General features: G+C 58.2%; 15 protein-coding genes. 14 read left to right on the top strand and 1 reads right to left on the bottom strand.

Going from position 1 to position 22,864, the window contains the following annotated elements; genetic code table 11:
- Nucleotides 1–99: 99 nt before the first annotated feature.
- The 13 genes from Tel_06125 to Tel_06065 all read left to right on the top strand — a co-directional run bounded on the left by Tel_06125 (nucleotide 100) and on the right by Tel_06065 (nucleotide 21,306).
- A complete protein-coding gene (locus tag Tel_06125) occupies nucleotides 100–309 on the top strand; it encodes a transcriptional regulator (GenBank protein ALP52765.1) in 210 nt (69 codons plus the stop codon).
- Nucleotides 306–1,823: a DNA methylase gene (locus tag Tel_06120; protein ID ALP52764.1), complete on the top strand. Its 1,518-nt coding sequence runs from the start codon at nucleotides 306–308 to the stop codon at nucleotides 1,821–1,823. The genes Tel_06125 and Tel_06120 overlap by 4 nt, the downstream gene beginning before the upstream one ends.
- Complete coding sequence (locus Tel_06115; GenBank protein ID ALP52763.1) at nucleotides 1,820–2,047, top strand: hypothetical protein; 228 nt, start codon at nucleotides 1,820–1,822, stop codon at nucleotides 2,045–2,047. The genes Tel_06120 and Tel_06115 overlap by 4 nt, the downstream gene beginning before the upstream one ends.
- Entirely contained in the window at nucleotides 2,044–3,582 is a 1,539-nt protein-coding gene (locus tag Tel_06110) for a DNA methyltransferase (GenBank protein ALP52762.1), read from the top strand. Before Tel_06115 ends, Tel_06110 begins: the two co-directional genes overlap by 4 nt.
- Before the next feature lie 45 nt (nucleotides 3,583–3,627).
- Nucleotides 3,628–4,623, top strand: a complete 996-nt coding sequence (locus Tel_06105; GenBank protein ALP52761.1) for an AAA family ATPase — start codon at nucleotides 3,628–3,630, stop codon at nucleotides 4,621–4,623.
- Between the two features lie 6 nt (nucleotides 4,624–4,629).
- Entirely contained in the window at nucleotides 4,630–6,978 is a 2,349-nt protein-coding gene (locus tag Tel_06100) for a serine protease (GenBank protein ALP52760.1), read from the top strand.
- Entirely contained in the window at nucleotides 6,975–8,132 is a 1,158-nt protein-coding gene (locus Tel_06095) for a hypothetical protein (protein ID ALP52759.1), read from the top strand. The genes Tel_06100 and Tel_06095 overlap by 4 nt, the downstream gene beginning before the upstream one ends.
- Nucleotides 8,125–11,079 carry a DEAD/DEAH box helicase gene (locus Tel_06090; GenBank protein ALP52758.1) on the top strand — a complete coding sequence of 985 codons (2,955 nt, stop codon included), beginning with the start codon at nucleotides 8,125–8,127 and terminating at the stop codon, nucleotides 11,077–11,079. The genes Tel_06095 and Tel_06090 overlap by 8 nt, the downstream gene beginning before the upstream one ends.
- A 219-nt stretch (nucleotides 11,080–11,298) precedes the next feature.
- Nucleotides 11,299–12,315 carry a cell filamentation protein Fic gene (locus tag Tel_06085; protein ALP52757.1) on the top strand — a complete coding sequence of 339 codons (1,017 nt, stop codon included), beginning with the start codon at nucleotides 11,299–11,301 and terminating at the stop codon, nucleotides 12,313–12,315.
- 147 nt (nucleotides 12,316–12,462) lie between these two features.
- Complete coding sequence (locus Tel_06080) at nucleotides 12,463–13,440, top strand: calcium:proton antiporter (GenBank protein ALP52756.1); 978 nt, start codon at nucleotides 12,463–12,465, stop codon at nucleotides 13,438–13,440.
- A 398-nt stretch (nucleotides 13,441–13,838) separates the two neighbouring features.
- Entirely contained in the window at nucleotides 13,839–15,008 is a 1,170-nt protein-coding gene (locus Tel_06075) for a cell filamentation protein Fic (GenBank protein ID ALP52755.1), read from the top strand.
- 288 nt (nucleotides 15,009–15,296) lie between these two features.
- Nucleotides 15,297–18,575 carry a hypothetical protein gene (locus Tel_06070; GenBank protein ALP52754.1) on the top strand — a complete coding sequence of 1,093 codons (3,279 nt, stop codon included), beginning with the start codon at nucleotides 15,297–15,299 and terminating at the stop codon, nucleotides 18,573–18,575.
- 289 nt (nucleotides 18,576–18,864) lie between these two features.
- Nucleotides 18,865–21,306, top strand: coding sequence for a hypothetical protein (locus Tel_06065; GenBank protein ALP52753.1), 2,442 nt, complete (start codon nucleotides 18,865–18,867; stop codon nucleotides 21,304–21,306).
- 1 nt (nucleotide 21,307) lies between these two features.
- On the opposite strand, the gene Tel_06060 is transcribed toward Tel_06065, so the two are convergent.
- Nucleotides 21,308–22,105, bottom strand: coding sequence for a peptidase (locus Tel_06060; GenBank protein ALP52752.1), 798 nt, complete (start codon nucleotides 22,103–22,105; stop codon nucleotides 21,308–21,310).
- A 188-nt stretch (nucleotides 22,106–22,293) separates the two neighbouring features.
- Between Tel_06060 and Tel_06055 the strand changes: the two genes are divergently transcribed.
- On the top strand, nucleotides 22,294–22,722 hold the full coding sequence (locus Tel_06055) for a hypothetical protein (GenBank protein ALP52751.1): 429 nt from the start codon (nucleotides 22,294–22,296) through the stop codon (nucleotides 22,720–22,722).
- Nucleotides 22,723–22,864: the final 142 nt, after the last annotated feature.

Raw genomic sequence — 22,864 nt, 5'->3', positions numbered from 1 at the left:
TATATTAAACGACGTTTTAAGTTGGGGAAGTTGCGCTCAGCATCCCCCGTTACCGCCTCTGGCGTGGCAAGAAAACCAATCGCCCATGAGGATAGAGATATGGCCGAGATAGAAGACCGCTGGTTATCAGTAGACGAGATAGGCAAGTACCTCGGTGTCAGCAGTGACACCGTCTACCGCTGGATCGACAAGCATGCGATGCCCGCCCATCGCATGGGCCGTCTTTGGAAGTTCAAGAAAGACGAGGTTGACGAGTGGGTGAAGGCTGGCGGTGCGGCGGACAAGAGCAGACAGGATCAAGCTGAATGAGCAGGAAGAACGGAAATAATAATTCAGTCGATCTGGATATCGGGACCCTCTCCGGGCATCTCTGGGAGGCGGCCAATATCCTGCGCGGCCCTGTCGACGCGGCCGACTTCAAGACCTACATCTTCCCGCTCTTGTTCTTCAAGCGGCTCTCCGATGTCTACGACGAGGAGTATGCCGTGGCACTGGAAGAGTCCGACGGCGATGTGGAATTTGCCCAGTTCCCCGAGAACCACCGGTTCCAGGTTCCGGAGGGCTGCCACTGGAAAGATGTCCGGGCCAAGAGCGCCAATATCGGCCATGCTCTCCAGAAGGCCATGCGCTGCATCGAGCAGGCCAACCCGGACACCCTGCACGGCATTTTCGGCGATGCCCAGTGGACCAACAAGGACCGCCTTTCGGACGCACTGCTCAAGGACCTGATCGAACACTTCTCGTCGCTCAACCTGGGCAATGAGCACTGCAAGGCGGACATTCTCGGCCAGGCCTATGAATACCTGATCAAGAAATTTGCCGACCTGACCAACAAGAAGGCCGGTGAATTCTATACCCCGCGTTCTGTGGTCGCGCTGATGGTTCGCATCCTTGCGCCCAAGGCCGGAGAAACCATTTATGACCCGGCCTGCGGGACCGGCGGCATGCTCCTCGAAGCTCTACATCATGTCAAAGAGCATGGCGGCGACGAGAACCTCATGCTGGGCAAGCTCTACGGCCAGGAAAAGAACCTGACCACATCCTCCATCGCCCGGATGAACCTTTTTCTCCACGGCGCGGAAGATTTCCATATCGAACGCGGCGACACCCTGCGATTGCCCGCCTTTTATTCAGGCGACAGCCTCGCCACCTTTGACTGCGTCATCGCCAATCCTCCATTTTCCCTGGAAAAGTGGGGAGATGATGTCTGGATCAACGACCCCTACGGCCGCAACTTTGCCGGGCTGCCGCCAGCCAAGTCCGGTGACTTCGCCTGGGTCCAGCACATGATCAAGTCCATGGCCCGCAAGACCGGCCGCATGGCTGTGGTGCTTCCCCATGGCGTGCTGTTCCGCATGTCCAAGGAGGGCGAGATTCGGCGCAAGCTGCTGGAGATGGACATGCTCGAAGCGGTGATCGGCCTCGGTCAGAACATTTTCTACGGCACCGGTCTCGCGCCCTGTGTTCTGGTCTTCCGCGACAGCAAGCCCAAGGCCCACCGCCAGAAGGTGCTGTTCATCGACGCCTCCAAGGAGTTCAAGACCGGTCGCGCCCAGAACGAGCTACTGCCGGAACACGTGGACAACATCCATCGCTGGTACGAGGGCTATCAGGATGTGGAAGGGATCTGCCGGGTGGTCACGCTCGACGAGATCCGCGAGAACGATTTCAACCTGAACATCCCCCGCTACGTGGAGCCGGTGATCGAGGAAGAATCCATGACCATCGATCAGGCCATCGTCAACCTCAAGGAATCGTTGCAGGCGGCGTATGCGGCTGAAGATCGCCTGAAAGGACTGCTGATCCGGGAGGGCCTGCTATGAAGGTGTATCAGTACAGGTCGCCCATCGGTCTTTTCCTCATTAAACCGCAAGCCAACGGTCGCTGGGGGCTGTGGTTCAAGGATGACCTGCTCGGCTCTTATCACTCGGCCATGGCGGCCGCCGATGACGTCTACATGCAGGCGACCGGCGATTACGACTGGGACTCCCTGGATGGCGTCGATATTCCAACGGACATTTCTGAATGGGAAGTAGTAGCGCGATGAAGAAAAGCAAACACATTTCCCAATCGGAGCTGGAATCCTACCTCTGGGGCGCGGCCACCTTGCTGCGCGGATACATTGACGCCGGGGACTACAAGCAGTTCATCTTCCCGCTGCTGTTCTACAAGCGCCTGTGCGACGTCTATGACGAGGAGCTGGCCGATGCGCTGGAGGAGTCCGGCGGCGATCAGGAATACGCCGCGCTTCCCGAGCAGCATCGATTCCAGATCCCGGAGGACGCCCACTGGAAGGTTACCCGCACCAAGGTCAAGAACGTGGGCAAGGCTATCCAGGACTCTCTGCGGGCGATTGAAACAGCCAACCCCGACACCCTGTATGGGGTCTTTGGCGATGCTCAGTGGACCAACAAGGACCGCCTGCCGGATCACATGCTGCGCGAGCTCATCGAGCATTTCAGCTCGCAGACGCTTTCGCTCTCCAACTGCCCGGAGGATGAGCTGGGCGTGGGCTACGAGTTTCTGATCAAAAAGTTCGCCGACGATTCCGGCCACACCGCTGCGGAGTTCTATACCAACCGCACCGTGGTTCATCTGATGACCGAGATGCTCGAACCCAAACCGGGTGAGTCGATCTATGATCCCACCTGTGGTTCGGCAGGCATGCTGCTGTCCGCCGTCGCCCATCTGAAACGGCAGCACAAGGAGTGGCGGAATCTGCGGCTGTTCGGCCAGGAGCGCAACCTGCTCACCTCCGCCATCGGCCGGATGAACCTGTTCCTGCACGGCATTGAGGACTTCCGTATCGTCCGTGGCGACACCCTGGCCAATCCCGCCTTTGTCGAAGGCGACCGGCTCATGCAGTTCGATGTGGTCCTGGCCAATCCGCCGTACTCCATCAAACAGTGGGACCGCGATGCCTGGTCCGCCGATCCGTGGGGCCGAAACATCTACGGCACCCCGCCCCAGGGCCGCGCCGACTACGCCTTCTGGCAGCACATCATCAAGAGCATGAAGGCCAAGAGTGGCCGCTGCGCCATCCTGTTTCCGCATGGCGTCCTCTTCCGCAACGAAGAGTCGGCCATGCGCGAGAAACTGGTCGCCCACGACGTGGTGGAGTGTGTGCTGGGCCTCGGTCCTAACCTCTTTTATAACTCACCCATGGAAGCCTGCGTCGTCATCTGCCGCATGAATAAGCCCAAGGAGCGCAGAAACAAGGTGCTCTTCATCAACGCGGTGAACGAGGTGACCCGCGAGAGGGCACAGAGCTTCCTCACCGACGACCACCTCCAGCGCATTGTCTCCGCCTATCAGGCCTTTGACGACGAGGACGGCTTTGCCCGGGTGGTCAGCAATGACGAGATCCGGGAGAAAGCCAGCAACCTCAGCATCCCGCTCTACGTGCGGGCGGACAACGGAAATGGCAATGGCAACGGCGCGACCGAAACCGTCAGCCTCAAACAGGCCATAGCAAACTGGCAGCAAAGCTCGATGGCCTTGCGGGAGTCGATGGATGATCTTTTTGAGGTGCTTGAACAACAAACGGATCATTTTCGTGATGCCACGAAAATGATCCAGTAAGACAATAGCGTGACATGGGAGAATAGGTGAAACAGGAGAACAAATATGGCAACAGCTAAGCTACTGAGGCAGCTAGTTAAAACAGGATCGGAAGGTAACCATGAAGCGTTCAAGCGCGTATCCGAGCAACTGATCCTGGAAGAGCGAGCCAAGAACCATCACCTGCTGGCGAATGATCTGGAAAAAATTCTTTATGGGCGTCGTAGCACCTCCGCGCCACTGCATTCTGTGTTAAACGACCGTTTGCCTAAAGATAAAGACCGGAACCTTCCACTGTTGCAGATCAAGGAGCCGGTAAGGCGTCTGGAAGACGTTGTGCTTTCAGATGAAAACGCCTCACTCCTGGATGAACTACTGCAGGAGCATCACCGGGTCGAGACATTGCAGAGTTATGGCTTGCACCCAGCAGACAAAATACTGTTTTGCGGTCCTCCGGGATGCGGAAAAACCCTGACTGCTGAAGTCCTCGCTAGTGAGCTTGGCTTACCCCTCGCCATCGTGCGCATTGACAGCGTGATTTCGTCACTCCTTGGCGAAACAGCGGCCAATCTGCGGCAAGTTTTCGATTTCGTCTCTACCGTGCCAATGGTGGTTTTGTTCGATGAATTTGATGCAATGGCCAAGGAACGTTCAGATGAGGCGGAACACGGCGAACTGAAGCGCGTAGTGAATGCTTTCCTCCAGATGCTCGATGCGTATGAGGGTAAGAGCATTCTGGTGGCGGCAACCAACCATGAACGTATTCTCGATTCCGCCGTTTGGCGGCGATTTGATGAGGTGCTGGTTTTTGAATCGCCAAACCTTGAACAGTTGCGTCGCTTATTGTCAGTCAAGCTCCGCGGGCTTCGTAGGGAATTCGAAATTGACGATGCCCGTATAGCAACGTTGTTCAAAGGCATGAGTCACGCCGACGTGGAACGCGTTTTGCGCCGTGCCGCGAAAGATATGGTTCTGGCGGGGAAAGAGTTCCTCAGTGAGCGTCACCTGCAATCGGCCATCAAACGCGAGGATGCTCGTAGAGCACGTACCAAGAGGAGCTAATCGATCATGGAAGAGACCTTTCCCCACCTCACCATCCAGCGGGAAGCGCCGGTCAACGAGAAGCGATCTCGCGAGTATAGGCCACCGCCGCCTCCAAGCGATGTCCGTGGACACGGGCGAGGGCTGTTGCAGAAGCTCGCCAACGCCAAAGAGCAGTCTGCCAGTGATGTGGGCGGTTTCGATGACCGTAAATTATTCCGGTTTACGGTACATAAGGGATTCAACCCCGAGGATCTTCGAAAGATTTCAACCGAGATCGAATTTGTCAGCCAAGAGGATGAAACGGTTGTTATTGGTTTTGCCAGCAATGCCGCTCTTGCCCAATTTGAAGCGCGACTTTCCACTATGGCTAGTGGTGGCGATGTCACGAATAAGCAGGTTATTTATGCCCTGCAAAGTATCGATGGTTGGAGCGCCGAGGATCGCAGAGGGTGGGCTCTCAGAAAGCAGGGATTCCCGGAATCCGATGAGTTCCTGATTGATGTCGAACTCTGGCCCCTTGAAGATAACCACCAGGGACGCGATCAGGAGTGGGCCAAGTTCGAAGAATGGCTGAAGCGGCAAGGCATTGAGAAAAAGGATCAGGTCAAGCAGCCAGGATTGACCCTTTGCCGCGTTCTCTGCAACCCCGATCAGGCAGAACAGCTCCTCCGCCACCGCGATGTACGTACGGTTGACCTGCCTCCCAGCTTTGGTCTGGAACGATCAGTTGTTTTTCAGGATATACAGAATTTCTCAGAGATTCCCGATCCGGGTGAGGAAGCACCAGGCATCGTTGTCCTGGATAGCGGGCTTGCGACCGGTCATCCTCTGTTGGGTTCTGCCATCGGGGATGCACAGAGCTTCCTGCCAGGAGAAGGAGCCCATGACGAGAATGGCCATGGCACCCATGTCGCAGGTCTGGCTCTCTATGGGGACTTCGAGCGCCACTTGCGCGCCGGTGCTTTCGTCCCAACTCTGCGCCTGTTCAGCGGCAGAGTCCTCGACAAAGACAACAATGCAACCGGTTTTGTTGAGAACCACATTGAAAAGGCAGTACGTCACTTTGTAGAACAACACGGCTGCCGAATCTTCAATCTCTCATTGGGTGATGCGAACAAACCTTATAACGGCAGCCATCTGAAAGGACTTTCCGTAACCTTGGATACCCTCTCTCGGGAACTGAACGTCCTGTTCGTGGTGTCTGCGGGCAACCATCGCATTGGTGAGGAGTCTCCTGATGGGTTGGAGTGGCGGGACAACTACCCGAATTACTTGCTGGACGATGCCTGGCGAATCGTTGATCCTGCTCCCGCATTAAATGCTCTCACCGTGGGCAGCTTGGCGCGGCATAACCAAAGCTGGAACAGTCAGACCCACACCCACGATCCGTCAGAGGTGCCGATTGCTCAACCTGAGCAACCATCGCCTTTCACCCGAGGCGGATATTCCGTTGACGGTGCCATCAAGCCAGAGCTTCTGGCACACGGCGGCAACTGGGCCATCAATACGCGGGCCAGCCATTCGCTTATGGAGCGTGTCGCTGGACTGGGCGTCGTTTCAACGAACCATCAATTCGCAAAAGGTCATCCCTTCGCCGTTGATATTGGCACCAGCATGGCCGCGCCACAGGTCGCGCATCTGGCCGCCTCCATTCTTCTTGAACATCCCGATGCCGACGCCAATTTCATCCGGGCGTTGCTCTGTCTGAACGCCTTTATGCCAGAGGCCAGCCAGAAGCTGATCAAACAGGACAAGTCGTTCAGGAGCGTCTGCGGCTATGGACAAGTGAATGAGGAATCTCTTCATCGCTCACTGGAAAATGCCGTGACGCTGATTGCGCGCGGTCCCATCGGGAACAAACGCCACCACTTCTATGAAATTCCCATTCCCGATGAGTTCGTCAGTGGTGGCAAACGCCGTCTGAGAGAAATTGCCGTTGCGCTCGCCTACACGCCGCCGGTTCGATCAACCCGGGTCAAATACCGTGCAACTCGCATTGATTTCCGCCTGGTCACTGCGCCTGATCTGGAGCACGTCACCACCATGTTCAACAAGGCAACCGAGAAGGATGACTACGAGAACATCCCCGAACTGAAGACCGCCACCATTGGCCAGCAGGCACGCAGCAAGGGCACGGTCCAGGCCGATTTCTGGCGCTTCCGACAATTCAACGCCAAATCCAAACTGCGCAACCAGAAGCTCTTTGTCGTCGTGACCCGGAATGACTTTCCCTGGGGTGACAATTTGTGCGACACCGAAGAAGCGTATTCTCTGGTGGTCAGCCTGCGTGACCAGGAAAATGAGGAGGCGCGACTCTATTCAAGAGTCAAGATGCAACTAGAGGCGAGACTGCCTGTGAGGGTCAAGGTATGACAGGCAGCCAACTCAAGCCCGGCTGGAAGATGGTCAAGTTCGGCGAGGTGGTGAAGAACGCCAATCTTGTGGAGCGAGATCCCGAGACCAATGGCGTTGAAAGAATCGTCGGGCTTGAACACATCGACCCCGAGAATCTGCATATCCGTCGCTGGAACTCCGTTGCGGATGGCACCTCGTTTACCCGCAAATTCGTACCGGGACAGACGCTTTTCGGCAAGCGCCGGGCCTATCAACGCAAGGTCGCCTATGCCGAGTTTGAAGGCATTTGCTCCGGGGACATCCTGACGTTCGAGCCGAAAAACAGAAAGGTTCTACTGCCCGAGCTTCTGCCATTTATCTGCCAGAGCGATGCCTTTTTTGATCATGCACTTGGCACCTCAGCCGGTTCGCTGTCACCGAGAACCAGTTGGACGGCATTGAAGGACTTTGAATTCCCGCTGCCACCGCTTGATGAACAGAAGCGCATTGCCGAGATCCTGTTGGCGGCGGATGAGGCGTTTGAATACTGGAAAACATGCAGAGCCGAAGCTGAGAATGCTTACCGCTTGGATATTGCTGTAAGACTGAAAGCTGGGGGGCGAGGATGGGAAGAAAAGCCAATTGGCCAACTCTGTTCTTTTAGCAATGGTAGAGGGTTTAAGTCGTCCGAGTGGTCACAGAGTGGGTACCCGATAATCAGAATCCAGAACCTGAATGGTTCTAGAGAATTTAATCATTTTGATGGTGAGCTGGAAGAACGATGGTTAGTACGACCCGGCCAGCTTTTATACGCCTGGGCCGGTGTTAAAGGAATGTCTTTTGGTCCTCGTATCTGGGATGGGCCTACCGGTGGTCTCAATCAGCACATTTTTAAGATTGAGCCAAATTCAAGTATCGGCAAAAGATGGCTGTTTGAAATTTTGCAGCTCATAACGTCCGAAGTAGAAAAGGATGCACATGGCTTTAAGAAGGAGCTAGTTCACATACGAAAATCGTGGCTTACGGAGCATCTTATTCCCGTCCCACCAGAGGAAGAGAGAAATAATATTGAGAAAATAGCTTGCCAGTGGGATAAGGCCAGGCAAGCTATCGCAGTACATATCGACGCACTGTCTGAATTGAGGCGATCCATAATCAATACTGGCCTCTCCGAGGAGGCACTCTGTGTTTAACGAAGAAAATACGGTCGAACAGATGGTTCTCGACACGCTCTGCGGCGGCGTGACTTCGAACATGGTTGCCGAAGAGCTTGCCAGTTATGGCGGCGAGATAAAAGGCTGGCGCTTCGTGGCCGCCGAGGAGCTGCCCCGCCAGCACTCCGACGTGGTGGTGGAGTCGATGGTGCGCGACGCCCTCATCCGCCTGAACCCGGAAATCAAGGCCCAGCCAGACCGCGCCGACGAGGTGCTCTACCGCCTGCGAACCATTCCGCTGTCGGTACAGAGCGAAGGCCTGGTGCGGGCCAACGAGCTGTTCGCCGAATGGCTGCGGGGCGAGAAGTCCATGCCCTTCGGTGAGCGCGGCGAACATACGCCGGTGCGCCTGATCGACTTCGAGAATCTCAGCAACAACGATTACGTGGTCACCAACCAGTGGGTTTACCCGGTCAAGGAAGGCGGCCGCCGCTTCGACATTGTCATGCTGGTCAACGGCATCCCGCTGGTGGTCGGCGAGGCCAAAACGCCGGTGCGCCCGGCGGTGACCTGGATGGACGGGGCCAGCGACATCCACAACGGCTACGAACAGAGCGTGCCACAGATGTTCGTGCCCAACGTCCTCTCCTTTGCCACCGAGGGCAAGTGCTATCGCTACGGCTCGGTACGCATGCCCATCGATATCTGGGGGCCGTGGCACGAAGGCGAGAACAAGGCCGAGGGGACGCTTGCGGATGTGCAGCGTTCCATCCGCTCCATGCTGCGCCCCCATGTGGTGCTGGACATCCTGCAGAACTTCACCCTGTTCGCCACCGACAAGAAACACCGGCGCATCAAGATCATTTGCCGCTATCAACAGTACGAAGGCGCTAACCTGATGGTGGCCCGCGTGGTCAAGGGCTACCCCAAGAAGGGCCTGATCTGGCATTTCCAGGGTTCGGGCAAGTCGCTGCTAATGGTGTTCGCGGCGCAGAAGCTGCGGATGCACCGCAAGCTCGGCAACCCCACGGTGATGATCGTGGTGGACCGCATCGATCTGGACACCCAGATCACCGCCACCTTCAACGCCGCCGATATCCCGAACATGATCGGAGCGGCCACCCGGCAGGAACTGCAAAGCCTGCTGGCGGCCGATACCCGCAAGATCATCATCACCACCATTCACAAATTTGGCGAGGCGGATGGCCGCCTGAACGAGCGCTCGAACATTATCGTGATGGTGGACGAGGCGCACCGCACCCAGGAAGGCGACTTAGGCCGCAAGATGCGCGACGCGCTGCCCAACGCCTTTCTCTTTGGCCTGACCGGCACGCCGATCAACAAGCGGGACCGCAACACCTTCTGGGCCTTCGGCGCGGACGAGGATGAGCAAGGCTATATGAGCCGCTACTCGTTCCAGGACTCGATCCGGGACAAGGCCACGCTGCCGCTCCATTTCGAGGCGGTGGACGTGAAGCTGCACATTAACAAGGACGCCATCGACGAAGCCTACTCTCAGATGACCGATGAGCTGAGCGAGCTGGATCGTGACGATTTGGCCAAGCGGGCCGCCAAGATGGCGGTGCTGATCAAGGCCCCGGTGCGAGTGAACGCCATCTGCCAACACATTGTCAAGCACTTCCAGGAGAAGGTGGAGCCGAACGGCTTCAAGGCCCAGGTGGTGACCTTCGACCGGGAGTGCTGCGTGCTTAACAAGAAGGCCATGGACGAGTTGGTCGGCCCGGAGGCCAGCGCCATCGTCATGCACACCCAGGGCGGCAAGTCCGATCAGTACGCGGAATGGAAGCTGGCCAAGGACGAGGAGGAAAAACTCCTCGACCGTTTCCGCGATCCGATTGACCCGCTCAAGTTCCTGATCGTCACCTCCAAGCTCCTGACCGGTTTCGATGCGCCCATTCTTCAGGTGATGTACCTCGACAAGCCGATGAAGGACCACAACCTGCTGCAGGCCATCTGCCGCACCAACCGTGTCTACCCCGGCAAGACCCACGGCCTGATCGTCGATTATCTGGGCATTTTCGATGACGTGGCCACGGCCCTCGATTTCGATGAAAAGGCGGTGCAGAAGGTCATCAGCAATCTGGACGAGCTCAAGAAGGAGCTGCCCGGCGTGGTGGCGAGATGCCTGGCGTTCTTCCCTGGCGTGGACCGCACCGTTGGCGGCTACGAGGGGCTGATCGCGGCGCAGGATTGCCTGCCGGATAACGAGACCCGGGACAAATTCGCGGCGGAATACTCGGTGCTCTCCCGTCTGTGGGAGGCGCTGTCTCCCGACCCCTGTCTCGGCCTTTATGAAAAGGACTACAAGTGGCTGACCCAGGTCTATGAGTCGGTGAAGCCGCCGAGCGGTAACGGCAAGCTGCTTTGGCACGCCCTGGGGGCCAAGACCATCGAACTGGTGCATGAGAACGTGCATCTGGAAACGGTGCGCGACGATCTGGACACCCTGGTGATGGACGCCGAGGTCCTCGAAGGGCTGCTCGATGCCAAGGACGCGGACAAGAAATCCAAGGAAATCGAGATCAAGCTCATCGCCCGCCTGCGCAAGCACAAGGACAATCCGAAGTTTGTCGCCCTGGGCGAACGCCTCGAAAAGCTCAAGGAACGGCACGAACAGGGCCTGCTCCACAGCCTCGACTTCCTCAAGGAGTTGCTGACCCTGGCCAAGGAAGTCGTCCAGGCCGAGAAGCAGGTGGACCCGGTCGATGAACAGGCCAAGGCCAAAGCGGCCCTGACCGAACTGTTCGCCGAGGTGAAGAACGGGGAAACGCCGGTAGTAGTCGAGCGGATTGTCAATGATATTGACGAGATTGTTAGAAATGTCAGGTTCGATGGATGGCAGAATACTCTCAAAGGCGAGCGTCTCATTCAGCAACATCTTCGGAAGGTGATCTACGTAAAATACAAGGTTAAAGACCAGGATCTGTTCGACAAGGCGTTCGGATATATCCGGCAGTACTACTGAGAAGGGATGAGGAGTTCGTCAAGTTCAACGCCGAAGCGTTTTACAAGAACTATTGAGGAAGCCCATATTTCAGCCCGAGTTCACCAGTGCCAGGCGGCAGACCTCCGCAATCACCCGCATCGAGTGGGCTCGGTCTGTTTGGCTTCGTGTTGAACCGGGTCAAAGTTTCGACAACTTCACGACATGGTTTCGGATATTTCAATCAGCGAGGGATGCAATATGAAATATCAGCCACCCTACACCATCACCCCGGCGATAGTGAATCTGGTCGCAGAGATTGGCGAAACCATCGGCCGCTACACCGTGCTGGCCGAACAGAACCTGACTCCGCGCCTGCGCCGGGAGAACCGCATCCGTACCATCCAGGCGTCGCTGGCCATCGAGAACAACACGCTCACCCTTGAACAGGTGACCGCCGTGATTGAGGGCAAACGGGTGTTGGGACACCCCCGCGAGATTCAGGAGGTGCGAAACGCCTTTGCGACCTACGAGGCCATGGAGCACTGGGACGCCAGTGTCGAGGATGATTTGCTGGCGGCGCACGAGTTGTTAATGCGCGGGCTGGTGGATGAAACGGGTCGATATCGATCCGGCGGGGTCGGCATCTTCCGGAGAGAACAACTGGTTCACATGGCTCCCCCCGCTGAACGCGTGCCCAAGCTGATGGCGGATCTGCTGGATTGGCTTGCAACTACCCGCGAGCATCCCTTGGTGGCCAGTTGCATTTTTCACTACGAGTTCGAATTCATCCACCCCTTTGCCGACGGCAACGGCCGCATGGGTCGGTTGTGGCAAACCCTGATTCTCCGAAACTGGAAGCCGCTGCTGGCTTACCTGCCGGTGGAGACAGTGATCCGTGATCGTCAGGAGGATTATTACCGGGTACTTGCGGCGGCCGACAGCCAAGCGGATGCCACTCCTTTTGTCGAGTTCATGCTGGGTGCGTTGCGTGATGCCGTGCGCGAAGCTGTGTCGACCGACCATGTAGGCGACCAAGTAACCGACCAAGTAGCGGCATTGATTCAGGCGATTGGGAACGGCGAACTGGGCAGCAACGATTTGATGCAGGCTTTGGGTTTGTCACACCGTCCCACGTTCCGGAACAACTACCTCAATCCGGCCATGGAAGACGAATGGATCGAACGCACACAACCCGATTCCCCGCGCAGCCCGACTCAGCGCTATCGGTTGACCGATAAAGGCCATCGTTGGCTGCAATATCATGCCGACGAGTAATAGAGGCATACTTGCGACAAACTCGCGACACAGCTTGCGGCATAACTGACGCAGCGATCAAGTACCGACCAAGTAGGTTCACACCCCACATTGGGTGAAATTTAGGCAATCCGGATGATCCGGACTGTATATGAGAACTGGAACTGTATGACCCTTGCCTTTGTCGCTGTAATTTTTGGCTTGGCGCTCCTCGTCTGGAGCGCCGACCGTTTTGTGGAGGGATCAGCCTCCACCGCCCGCCATTTCGGTATGCCGCCGCTGCTGATCGGCATGGTGATTGTCGGGTTCGGCACCTCCGCGCCGGAGATGGTGGTGTCGGCGCTGGCCGCTTCGCAGGGCAACCCGGGCATTGCGCTGGGGAACGCCTACGGCTCGAACATCACCAACATCGCCCTGATCCTGGGGGTGACGGCCTTGATCAGCCCCATCGCCGTCCATTCGCAGGTGCTGCGCAAGGAGCTGCCTATCCTCGCGGCGGTGACTGCGCTGGCGGCATGGCAACTCTGGGATGGTGAGATCACCCGGCTTGATGCCGTCGTGCTGCTGGCTGTTTTCGGCGGGCTGATGACCTGGACCATCTGGCAGGGGCTGCGCAAGAAAGAGGATGCGCTGGGAAGCGAGATGCAGCAGGAAATGGACGTCCGCGCCATACCCATCCGCCGGGCGGTCTTCTGGCTGGTGGTGGGGTTGGTGCTGCTCATTGTGAGCTCCTGCATCCTGGTCTGGGGCGCCGTGGAGATCGCTCATGGGTTCGGAGTCAGCGACCTGATCATCGGCCTGACCGTCGTCGCGGTGGGTACCTCGCTGCCGGAATTGGCCTCGTCGGTGATTGCCGCTCGCAAAGGAGAGCATGACATCGCTCTCGGCAATATCCTGGGCTCCAACCTGTTCAACACGCTGGCGGTGGTGGGGATCGCCGGTACGATTCATCCGCTGGCCGTTGGGCCGGAGGTCTTCAATCGGGACATGCTGGTGATGGCCGCACTGACGCTGTCGCTGTTCGTCATCGGCTACGGGTTCCGGGGACCGGGACGTATCAACCGCATCGAGGGCGCGGTGCTGCTGGCCTGTTACGTGGGCTACACGGCCTACCTGATCAGCACGGTTTTCGGCGGGCAGGCATAGCCAATTCAATTCCACGTTGGCAACCGAACCGGCGTCCGAAAACCGGATTCGAAGGTGTTGCGGCTCGACGCCTGGTATCCGGTGTTACTGCGAACCCGTCACCCTCGCCCGGGAAATCAGGGGAGAAATTCGTTTCTCTGGCCGGGTTGGCGGGAAGCGGTTATGCAAGATGACGAAACCCTTCGATAACAGGAACTTTCCGGCAACCGAAAAATCGGAGCCGCGGTCGTTACGTTTTTCGCTTTAGCAGAGGCGTTGCAGCGTCGAGCGCCCGTCTGAGGAAATCGAAACGGCCAATCGGGGAATCCGCTTGATTTATCCTTTCCGGCTCTTTATTTTAGGATATTCAGTAAAGATAAAATAAAGACACGTCTTATTTTAGGTTCGAGGCAGGCAGGATGAAGCGAAAACGCCAAGGCAGATACGTAACCCTATCGACGGTGGGTGAAAAGGCTCAGGCCTTCGTGCCCGCGCCGCTGCCGCCGCGTCCGCCCATCGACTGGACGCCGGAACTGCGCAGCAAGTTCGATCAGGCGCTGCTGGCGCTCGGGAGGCTGGATAGCGTTTCGACTCTGCTGCCGGACACCTCGCTGTTCCTCTACATGTACGTCCGTAAGGAAGCCGTGCTCTCCTCCATGATCGAGGGAACGCAGTCGTCCCTGTCCGACCTGCTGCTGTTCGAGCTGGATCAGGAACCCGGCGTGCCGCTGGATGATGTGCGGGAGGTCAGCAACTATGTTGCCGCCCTCGACCATGGTCTGCGCCTGCTGAAGGAAGGGCTGCCGCTGTCGCTGCGCATGTTCCGCGAGATTCACGGCGTGCTGCTGACCAAGGGGCGGGGCAGCAACCAGACCCCGGGTGAGTTCCGGCGCAGCCAGAACTGGATCGGCGGCACCCGGCCGGGCAACGCGGCCTTTGTTCCGCCTCCGGCCGAAGAGGTACTGGCGTGCATGAGCCAGCTGGAGCTCTTCCTGCATGATCAGCCGGAGCCGACGCCGGTGCTGCTCAAGGCGGCGCTGGCGCATGTGCAGTTCGAGACGATCCACCCGTTCCTCGACGGTAACGGCCGTCTGGGGCGTCTGCTGATCGCGCTGCTGTTGTGTGAACAGAAGGTGCTGCGGGAGCCGATGCTCTATCTGAGCCTCTACTTCAAGACGCACCGTCAGTATTACTACGAGCTGCTCAATAACGTGCGCATAACCGGCGACTGGGAAGCCTGGCTCGGCTTCTTTACCGAGGCGGTCATTGTCACCGCCACCCAGGCGGTGGAAACGGCCCAGCAACTTCTCGATCTGTCGAACCAGGACCGTGACAAGATCAGCGGCCTCGGACGGGCGGCGCCATCCACCCTGCAGGTCCACCGGGCGCTCATGGAGCATCCCATCGCCACCTCGGGCTCGCTGGTGGAGAAGACCGGCATTACTCCGGCGACCGTCAACAAGGCGCTCGGCCACCTGGAGCAACTCGGCATCGTCAAGGAGCTGACCGCCCAGAAACGCAACCGCCTGTTCAGCTATGCAGGCTATATCGAAATCATGAGTCGCGGCACGGAACTGCCGGGCAGGTAGGTCGATTCGATTCCCGTTTTCGGAATCGGCAGCACAGCCATTTATTGTTAAATCTTGTTAAATCTGCCTTATATTCAGCGCAAAACGCGACCGCTTTGTTGCACGGTCACCCAAGCTTGCCGATATCCTGCATAGTCTCCACACCTGGTCTTTGGGAATACACACCGTGCCCGAGTCTGTTTCGTATTACCCGCCCATCTCGACTCGACGCTTGTCGCCGCGCCTAGCGTCTGTGGCTTACCGCCGCAGACGCTGCCACCCCGATTGCGCCCAAGCGAGCTGACCGCAATGCAAGCCCCTTCACTGCCGCAAAACGAGATTCAACGACTGCAGGCGCTGCAGGAACGCGGCCTGCTCGACACGCCGCCTGAGGAACGTTTCGACCGCATTACGCGCCTGGCGCAACATATGTTCGGCGTACCTTTCGCGCTGATTTCCCTGGTCGACGCCAAGCGCCAATGGTTCAAGTCTTGTCAGGGTCTGCAGGCCTCCGAAACGGGACGGGATGTGTCGTTTTGCGGCCATGCCATCTTGGGGGCGGATATCTTTCACGTCGCCGACGCCCGTCTTGATCCGCGTTTCGCCGACAATCCGTTAGTCACCGGGCCACCGCATATCCGTTTCTATGCCGGCGCGCCGCTTAAGACATCGCGCGGCTTGCGCATCGGCACCCTCTGCATCATCGACGATAAGCCACGCCAATTGTCGACCCGGGAGTTGCGCGCCTTGCGCGATCTCGCCGATTGCGCAGAAGAGCAAATCAATCGGATTCAAGTGGAACACGAGCGGCAGCTGCTCAAGCAGGCCCAGCAGCTTGAAATCCTCGCCCGTGCCCAGTTGCAGTTTATCCGTGAGACAGATCGCCACCGCGCCTTCGACGGCTTACTCTCGGATATTTTGAATCTGACCGAGAGTGACTACGGATTTCTCGGCGAGGTGCGCTACACGGCCGCGGGCGATCCTTACCTCAAGACCTACGCCATTTCCAATATCACCTGGGACGATGACACCCGCGCGTTTTACCAGAACAACGCCCCGCAGGACGCGGAGTTTTTCAATCTCAATTCCCTGTTCGGCGCTGCCCTCAGCAGCGGCGAGCCGGTTATCGCCAATGATCCGGCGCATGACCCACGCCGCGGCGGCCTGCCCGAGGGACACCCCCCGCTCAATGCCTTTCTCGGCGTACCGGTGCATCACGGCGGTGAACTGGTGGCTATGTTGGGCATTGCCAATCGGCCCGAGGGCTATGACCAGCAGCTACTCGACTTTCTGCAGCCGCTGTTGGCCACGCTTGGACAACTGACCGTCGCGGCGCGGGTGCAACAACAACATCAAGACGGCGAACAACGCCTGCGCGCCATTATCGAAGGCACCAACATCGGCACCTGGGAGTGGAACGTGCAGACCGGCACCACCGTGTTTAACGAACGCTGGGCCGAGATGGTCGGCTGTTCCCTGGCCGAGCTGGAACCGATCAGCATTCAGACCTGGATGGACCTTGCCCATCCTGACGATCTGGAAAAATCCAACGCCGCGCTGCAAGCGCATTTCGCCGGCGAACTGGATTATTACGACGTGCAGTGCCGCATGCGCCATAAAGACGGCCACTGGATTTGGGTGCACGATCGCGGCCGTGTGGTGAGCTGGACCGAGGACGGCAAACCACTGCTCATGTCCGGCACCCATGCCGACATCACGCAGCGCAAGCAGGCGGAAACCGCCTTGCGTGATCAGGCCGAGCAGACCCAGGCCGTGCTCGACAACATGGTGGACGGCATTATCACCATCAACCAGGACGGCATGGTCGACTCCTTCAACCCGGCGGCGGAGCGCATTTTCGGCTACTTGGCCGCCGAAGTCCTCGGCCGCAACATCAAGATGCTCATGCCCGCGCCCCATCGCGACGCCCATGACAGCTACCTGCGCGACTACCAGGCCACCGGCATGGCGCGCATCATCGGCATCGGCCGCGAAGTGGAAGGCCAACGCAAAGACGGCAGCCTGTTTCCCATGGAGCTGGCCGTCTCCGAAATCACGCGTCAGGAGCGGCCCATGTATGTCGGCATGGTGCGCGACATTACCGAGCGCAAGCGGGCGGAACGCATGAAGAGCGAGTTCGTCTCCACCGTCAGCCACGAACTGCGCACGCCGCTGACCGCCATCGGTGGGGCGCTGGGTCTGGTATCGGGCGGCGCCTTCGGTGAACTTCCCGCCCAAGCGCAGCACATGGTCGATATCGCCCGCAAAAACGGCGAGCGCCTGACCCACCTTATCAATGACCTGCTCGACATTGAGAAACTGGCGGCCGGCAAAATGCCGTTTGACATGCAAGTGCAGACACTGATGCCGTTGATCGATCAAGCCCTTGAAGCGAACCGCGGCTACGGTGCGGAACATCAGGTCAAACTCACTTTGACAAGCAGCCAAGACGACGTACAGGTGAGCGTGGACGGCCAACGTTTCATGCAGGTAATGTCCAACCTGCTCTCCAACGCCATCAAATATTCACCCCCGCAAGACACGGTGGAGATCGCCATGGAACGGTGCGGCAAGTCGGTCCGCGTCACGGTGAGCGACCACGGCCCCGGTGTGCCTGAGGCGTTTCGTGATCGCATCTTTGAGAAGTTCGTTCAGGCGGATTCCTCGGATACACGCCAAAAAGGCGGGACCGGTTTGGGCCTGGCCATTACCAAGGAACTGGTGGAACGCATGGGCGGCAGGATCGGCTTTGATTCGACCCCAGGCCGCGGCGCGACGTTCTTTTTTGAGCTGCCGCTGTGGGACGAGAACGCGGCCGCCTCCCTCTTCGAAGCACACACCCCCCAGGCGCTGGACGCGGCACGCATTCTGGTGGTGGAAGACGAAGCCGATGTGGCCCGCATGCTGGGCCTGATACTGAGTCGCGCCGGCTACAAGGTGGATATTGCAGGTAGCGGCAAGGAGGCACTGGCGGCGCTGAAAAATCAGCGCTACGCCGCCGTCACCCTGGATTTGCTGTTGCCGGATATCAGCGGCCTGGAAATCATTCGCCGCCTGCGCCAACACGCGGACACCGCGGAACTGCCCGTCGTGGTGATATCGGCCAAGATGGAAGACGGCCGCCTGGCGATCAACGGTGACTTCACCAATCTCTCCTGGCTGGCCAAGCCCATCGACGAAAGCCACTTACTGACAATTTTGGCCGGACTGGTCGCACCGAGCAGTCAACGTCCGCGGCTGCTGCACGTCGAGGACGACACCAACCTGCTGCAAGTGGTGCGCAGCATGGCGGGCCCCGAGTTCGAGTTCGCCCGGGCGGCGACACTGGCGCAGGCCCGCACACGACTGGCCTTGGATCGCTTCGATGTGGTCATCCTCGATCTGGTCCTGCCGGACGGCTCCGGCTGGGACCTGTTACCGGAAATACGCCGACAACTTCCGGGTGCCCGGATAGTTATCCTGTCCGGCTACGATGTAACAAGCGAGGACACCCAGCGGGTAGACGCGGTGCTGACCAAGTCCAAGGTGTCGCCGCGCCAGCTGCTCGACGCCATTCGCAGCCATATCCATCCCGCCGCGCAGCAGTAGGCCCCAGCCCACGCCGAATCCGACGCCAACAGATCATTGGCCCACCCCCTCGCCCGCCTGGCGGCGTTGCCGGCCGCGCCTATCCATGCCCCTATAAACCGGAGAAGTTTACTCAGTATTTTTGGACTATAGTGGAATTATTAGGATATCGTGATCCTGAATCAGCGCGCGCCAAAAAGATGCAAACAGAGTGCTCATTACAGTTAAAGAATAGCGCTGCGGGAATAAAGCTATGGGTTCTACAAAAAATTCGGGGGGGACACAAACTGTTCAGAGCGGACCGATAAAATTGGAAGATTCGTTTTATCGCGCGCTGTACCTGCACTCTAACGACGGCATCATGTTATTGCAGAATGGTCGCTTCGTAGACTGCAATCAACGCCTGTTGCAATTGCTGGGGCGCAAACGTAAGCAAGTGGTCGGCCACACCCCCGCGGACATCTCACCGCCGCAGCAGGCTGACGGCCAGGACAGCAAGACCAAGGCCCGCGATTACGTCAGCCGCGGATTGAAAGGCGAACGCCAAATCTTCGAATGGATCCACACTCGCGGCGACGGCAGTCCGATCGATATCGAAGTCAGTCTTTCCAAAATCACCCACCAAGGACAGGCCGCACTGCTCTGCCATCTGCGTGACATCACCCAACGCAAGCGTATCGAAAATGCACTGAAAGAGCGCGAGGAACAATACCGTCGTATCGTTCAGGACCAGCTCGACTTCATCGTCCGCTGGCTGCCGGACGGCACCCGAACCTTCGTCAACGACGCCTATTGCCGCTACTTCGGCAAGTCACGCCAGGAACTCGTCGGCGAGAACCTTTTCCCCCTAATTCCGCCGCAACAACAACAGGCGGTGCGCGACAAGATCGCGGCTCTGACCCCGGCACAACCGTTGGCCTCGGACGAACACCAAGCCGTGACGCCCAGTGGCGAGCTGCGTTGGCACCACTGGCTCGACCGGGCCTTTTTCAATGACGCGGGCCACATCGTGGCGCTGCAGTCGGTGGGTCGCGATATACACGATAAAAAGATGGCGCAAGAAGCCTTAAGGATTTCCGAAGAGAAATTCTCCAAGGCCTTTCATGCCAGCCCCGAGGCCATCATCATTACCCGGATCGAGGACGGCACCATTCTCGAGGCCAACGAAGGATTCACCAAGATTTCCGGCTACAGCATCGGTGAAACCATTGGCAAAAGCACCCTGACGCTGGGTATCTGGGCAAACCCGATGCAGCGTGATGAAATGCTGAGCATCATTCGTCAACATCACTCATTGCGCGACTTCGAGACCAAGATCAGGATAAAGTCGGGCGAGATCCGCGATTGTCTCACCTCGGCCGAGGTGATCGACTTCAATGGCGAGGGATGTTTGGTCTCGGTTACGCGGGATATTACCGATACCAAAAAAATCACCCGGGCACTGGAATATCAGGCCACCCATGATCCCCTCACGGGCCTGTATAACCGTAACTGGCTCAAGACGCGCATCGACGAATTGGTCGCCAGGGACACCCCATTCGCCCTGTTGATACTGGATCTGGACCAATTCAAGGAAATCAACGACACCCTCGGACATCACACCGGCGATCACTTGCTTAAGCAGGTCGGTCCCAAGCTCAAACACACCCTGGAACATCTGAACGGCGAGCTGGCACGCCTAGGCGGTGACGAATTCGCCATGGTTTTGCACGATACATGCAACCAAGACGATGTCGCATCGGCGGCGGCTGAGACCCTAAAGGCGCTGGAAAAACCGTTCTATTTCGAGAGCATGCGCCTGGAGCTGGGCGCCAGCCTGGGCATTGCATTTTTTCCCGAGGACGGCCGCGATACGCACACCCTATTGCGCTGCGCCGACGTCGCCATGTATGTGTCTAAGGAGCAGCGCTACGGCTATTCCTTTTACCAGACCGACATCGATCGTCACTCGACGCGCCGGCTGGCCTTGATATCGGAACTGCGCAACGCCATCAGCGACGACCAGCTGCGGCTTTGCTTCCAACCCAAGATCAACCTCGACAGCATGGAACTGATCGGTTTCGAGGCCTTGGTGCGGTGGCAACATCCGCAACACGGTTTAATCCCGCCGGCCCAGTTCGTACCCTTCGCCGAACTCAGCGAGTCCATTCATCCGATGACCTATTGGGTGATGGAAAATGCCATACGCGAATGCCGCAAATGGCATCAACGCGGCCATATGATCTCCGTCTCGGTCAATCTCTCTACCCGCAATCTGTTAAACCAGGATTGCAGTGAAAAGCTCGAGACCCTGCTGGACCGATACGGACTCGCCCCCGAATACGTGGAGTTCGAAATCACCGAAAGCGCGCTTATCAAGGACCCGGAACGGGTGTTGAAAAACCTCAACCGTCTGCATCGCACCGGCGCACAACTGGCGATCGATGATTTCGGCACCGGCTATTCATCCATGGCCTATCTGAAACGCATGCCGCTGCACGCCCTGAAGATCGACCTGTCCTTCGTCACCCACATGCTGCAGGACAAACAGGATGAGATCATCGTCAAATCGACCATCAACCTGGCCCATAACCTGGGATTGACCGTGGTCGCCGAGGGCGTGGAGAATCGCCCCACCTTCGATGCCTTGCGCGGCTGCGGCTGCGACGTGGCGCAAGGCTATTTCATCGCCGCGCCGCTGCCACAATCAGAGCTCGAGGCCTGGATCAACAACAACGACTGGCATACCGCGAAGACGCGCTCGCGGCCCTGACTCACAATGGGGGTGGCGTACACGCGGGCTTATCGCTCACCGCCCGATAGTGTTGCATGGCGGCATCCATACCCGCTTGCAATTGATCGATGCGGGTTTCATGCGTGGGATGGGTGGAAAGAAACTCCGGCGGTGCATCGCCGCCCACCTTGGCCATGTTCTGCCACAGGGCGACGCTGGCGCGCGGATCGAAACCGGCCTTGGCCATCAAGGTCTGGCCGATCTCATCGGCCTCGCTCTCATGCACCCGGCTGAAGGGCAGCAATACCCCCACCTGGGCCCCCACCCCCAGCAGCCCCATGGCCTGTTGACGATAGGCGGTATTGTTAGCCGCCATCCAATTTTCCAGCAGCGCCAGGGTCTGATTGACCGCCAGGTTCTGAGAGACGCGTTCGTTGCCGTGCTGCGCCAACACATGGGCCACCTCATGTCCCATCACCGCCGCCAGTTGATCCGCGTTCTCCGCCACCGACAACAGCCCCTTGTAAACACCGATATGGCCGCCGGGCAGGGCGAAGGCGTTGACCATGTCTTGGTCGAATACCTGCACGTCCCAGTCGCGGCTGTACTGTTGCACCTGCGGCAAGGCGGTGATGGCATCGGCCACACACTGGACATAGCGATTGATGGCGGGGTCCTCAACCAGGGGCGTTTCCTGCTTCAATTGCTGGAAGGACTGCATGCCCATCGTCTCCATTTGGGATTCGGGCATAAAGGCCAATTGCTTACGGCCGGTGGGGGAAACGGCACACGCGGTCAAGCTCAACGACAACACAACTAGCGACAGTATTCTGGTCACGGCTTTGCTCTCCGATAAAACTCACTGCAGCAACTATACCCCCAATCGGCACCTTAAAGAATGGCGCGCCAGGCGTCACAGTGGACACGGGAACACCAGGCACGTAAGGTAAAGCGCACACCGACAACAACAATGCGGAGGAGATCACAGTGAAGTTAAAGGCCTTAATCCTGTCTTTACTCATCCCCATGAGCCTGGCGCTTCAACCCGCCTCGGCGGCCAGCGTGGCGATTCAACAAATGGCGGAGATCCTGCTGAACATGGAAAACACGCCCACACCCGCGCAGCACGAGGTGCTGAGACAGATCGCCGACGGCACCAACGTCACCGCTAACGAACAGGCGCTGGCCAAGGCCATGTTGAACATGAACGGTAGCGTCAAAGCGGAGGACAAGGACCTGGTCTGGGGGGTACTGCGCGACGTCGGCGCCTTCGAGGGCGAAAAGGAGCTGGCCAAGGTCCTCAACCAATTCGACACCAACGCCAATCCGGGGCTGCGCAAACGCTTGCAGAAGCTGCTGCCGCCGCAACCGAAACCTGAACCAGCGGCCGAGGCTCCGCCCGAACAAAGCTCTGAGCAAGCCTCCGGGGAGGCGACGGATACCGCAGCGCAATAGCATCGGGCGCCGCCCTGCGCCGCAAAAGCCCTCTCAGTCGAGGGCTTTTTTGTGCGCAATACTCACACACTAAACAGGGTCTTATCTTGCATTTAGGGTCCAACTCTGGTGAGATAGCCCACCCTACCAATTTAGTCAGTTA

The organism is Candidatus Tenderia electrophaga (assembly GCA_001447805.1).
Lineage (GTDB): Bacteria > Pseudomonadota > Gammaproteobacteria > Tenderiales > Tenderiaceae > Tenderia > Tenderia electrophaga.
The sequence above is the reverse complement of the archived record's forward strand: the minus strand, read 5'-3'. Positions and strand labels throughout refer to the sequence as shown.

What these genes read in the sequence shown, in the direction of transcription:
- Tel_06125 (ALP52765.1), top strand. Translation starts at nt 100, where the DNA reads ATGGCCGAGATAGAAGACCGCTGGTTATCAGTAGACGAGATAGGCAAG.
- Tel_06120 (ALP52764.1), top strand. Translation starts at nt 306, where the DNA reads ATGAGCAGGAAGAACGGAAATAATAATTCAGTCGATCTGGATATCGGG.
- Tel_06115 (ALP52763.1), top strand. Translation starts at nt 1,820, where the DNA reads ATGAAGGTGTATCAGTACAGGTCGCCCATCGGTCTTTTCCTCATTAAA.
- Tel_06110 (ALP52762.1), top strand. Translation starts at nt 2,044, where the DNA reads ATGAAGAAAAGCAAACACATTTCCCAATCGGAGCTGGAATCCTACCTC.
- Tel_06105 (ALP52761.1), top strand. Translation starts at nt 3,628, where the DNA reads ATGGCAACAGCTAAGCTACTGAGGCAGCTAGTTAAAACAGGATCGGAA.
- Tel_06100 (ALP52760.1), top strand. Translation starts at nt 4,630, where the DNA reads ATGGAAGAGACCTTTCCCCACCTCACCATCCAGCGGGAAGCGCCGGTC.
- Tel_06095 (ALP52759.1), top strand. Translation starts at nt 6,975, where the DNA reads ATGACAGGCAGCCAACTCAAGCCCGGCTGGAAGATGGTCAAGTTCGGC.
- Tel_06085 (ALP52757.1), top strand. Translation starts at nt 11,299, where the DNA reads ATGAAATATCAGCCACCCTACACCATCACCCCGGCGATAGTGAATCTG.
- Tel_06080 (ALP52756.1), top strand. Translation starts at nt 12,463, where the DNA reads ATGACCCTTGCCTTTGTCGCTGTAATTTTTGGCTTGGCGCTCCTCGTC.
- Tel_06075 (ALP52755.1), top strand. Translation starts at nt 13,839, where the DNA reads ATGAAGCGAAAACGCCAAGGCAGATACGTAACCCTATCGACGGTGGGT.
- Tel_06070 (ALP52754.1), top strand. Translation starts at nt 15,297, where the DNA reads ATGCAAGCCCCTTCACTGCCGCAAAACGAGATTCAACGACTGCAGGCG.
- Tel_06055 (ALP52751.1), top strand. Translation starts at nt 22,294, where the DNA reads ATGAGCCTGGCGCTTCAACCCGCCTCGGCGGCCAGCGTGGCGATTCAA.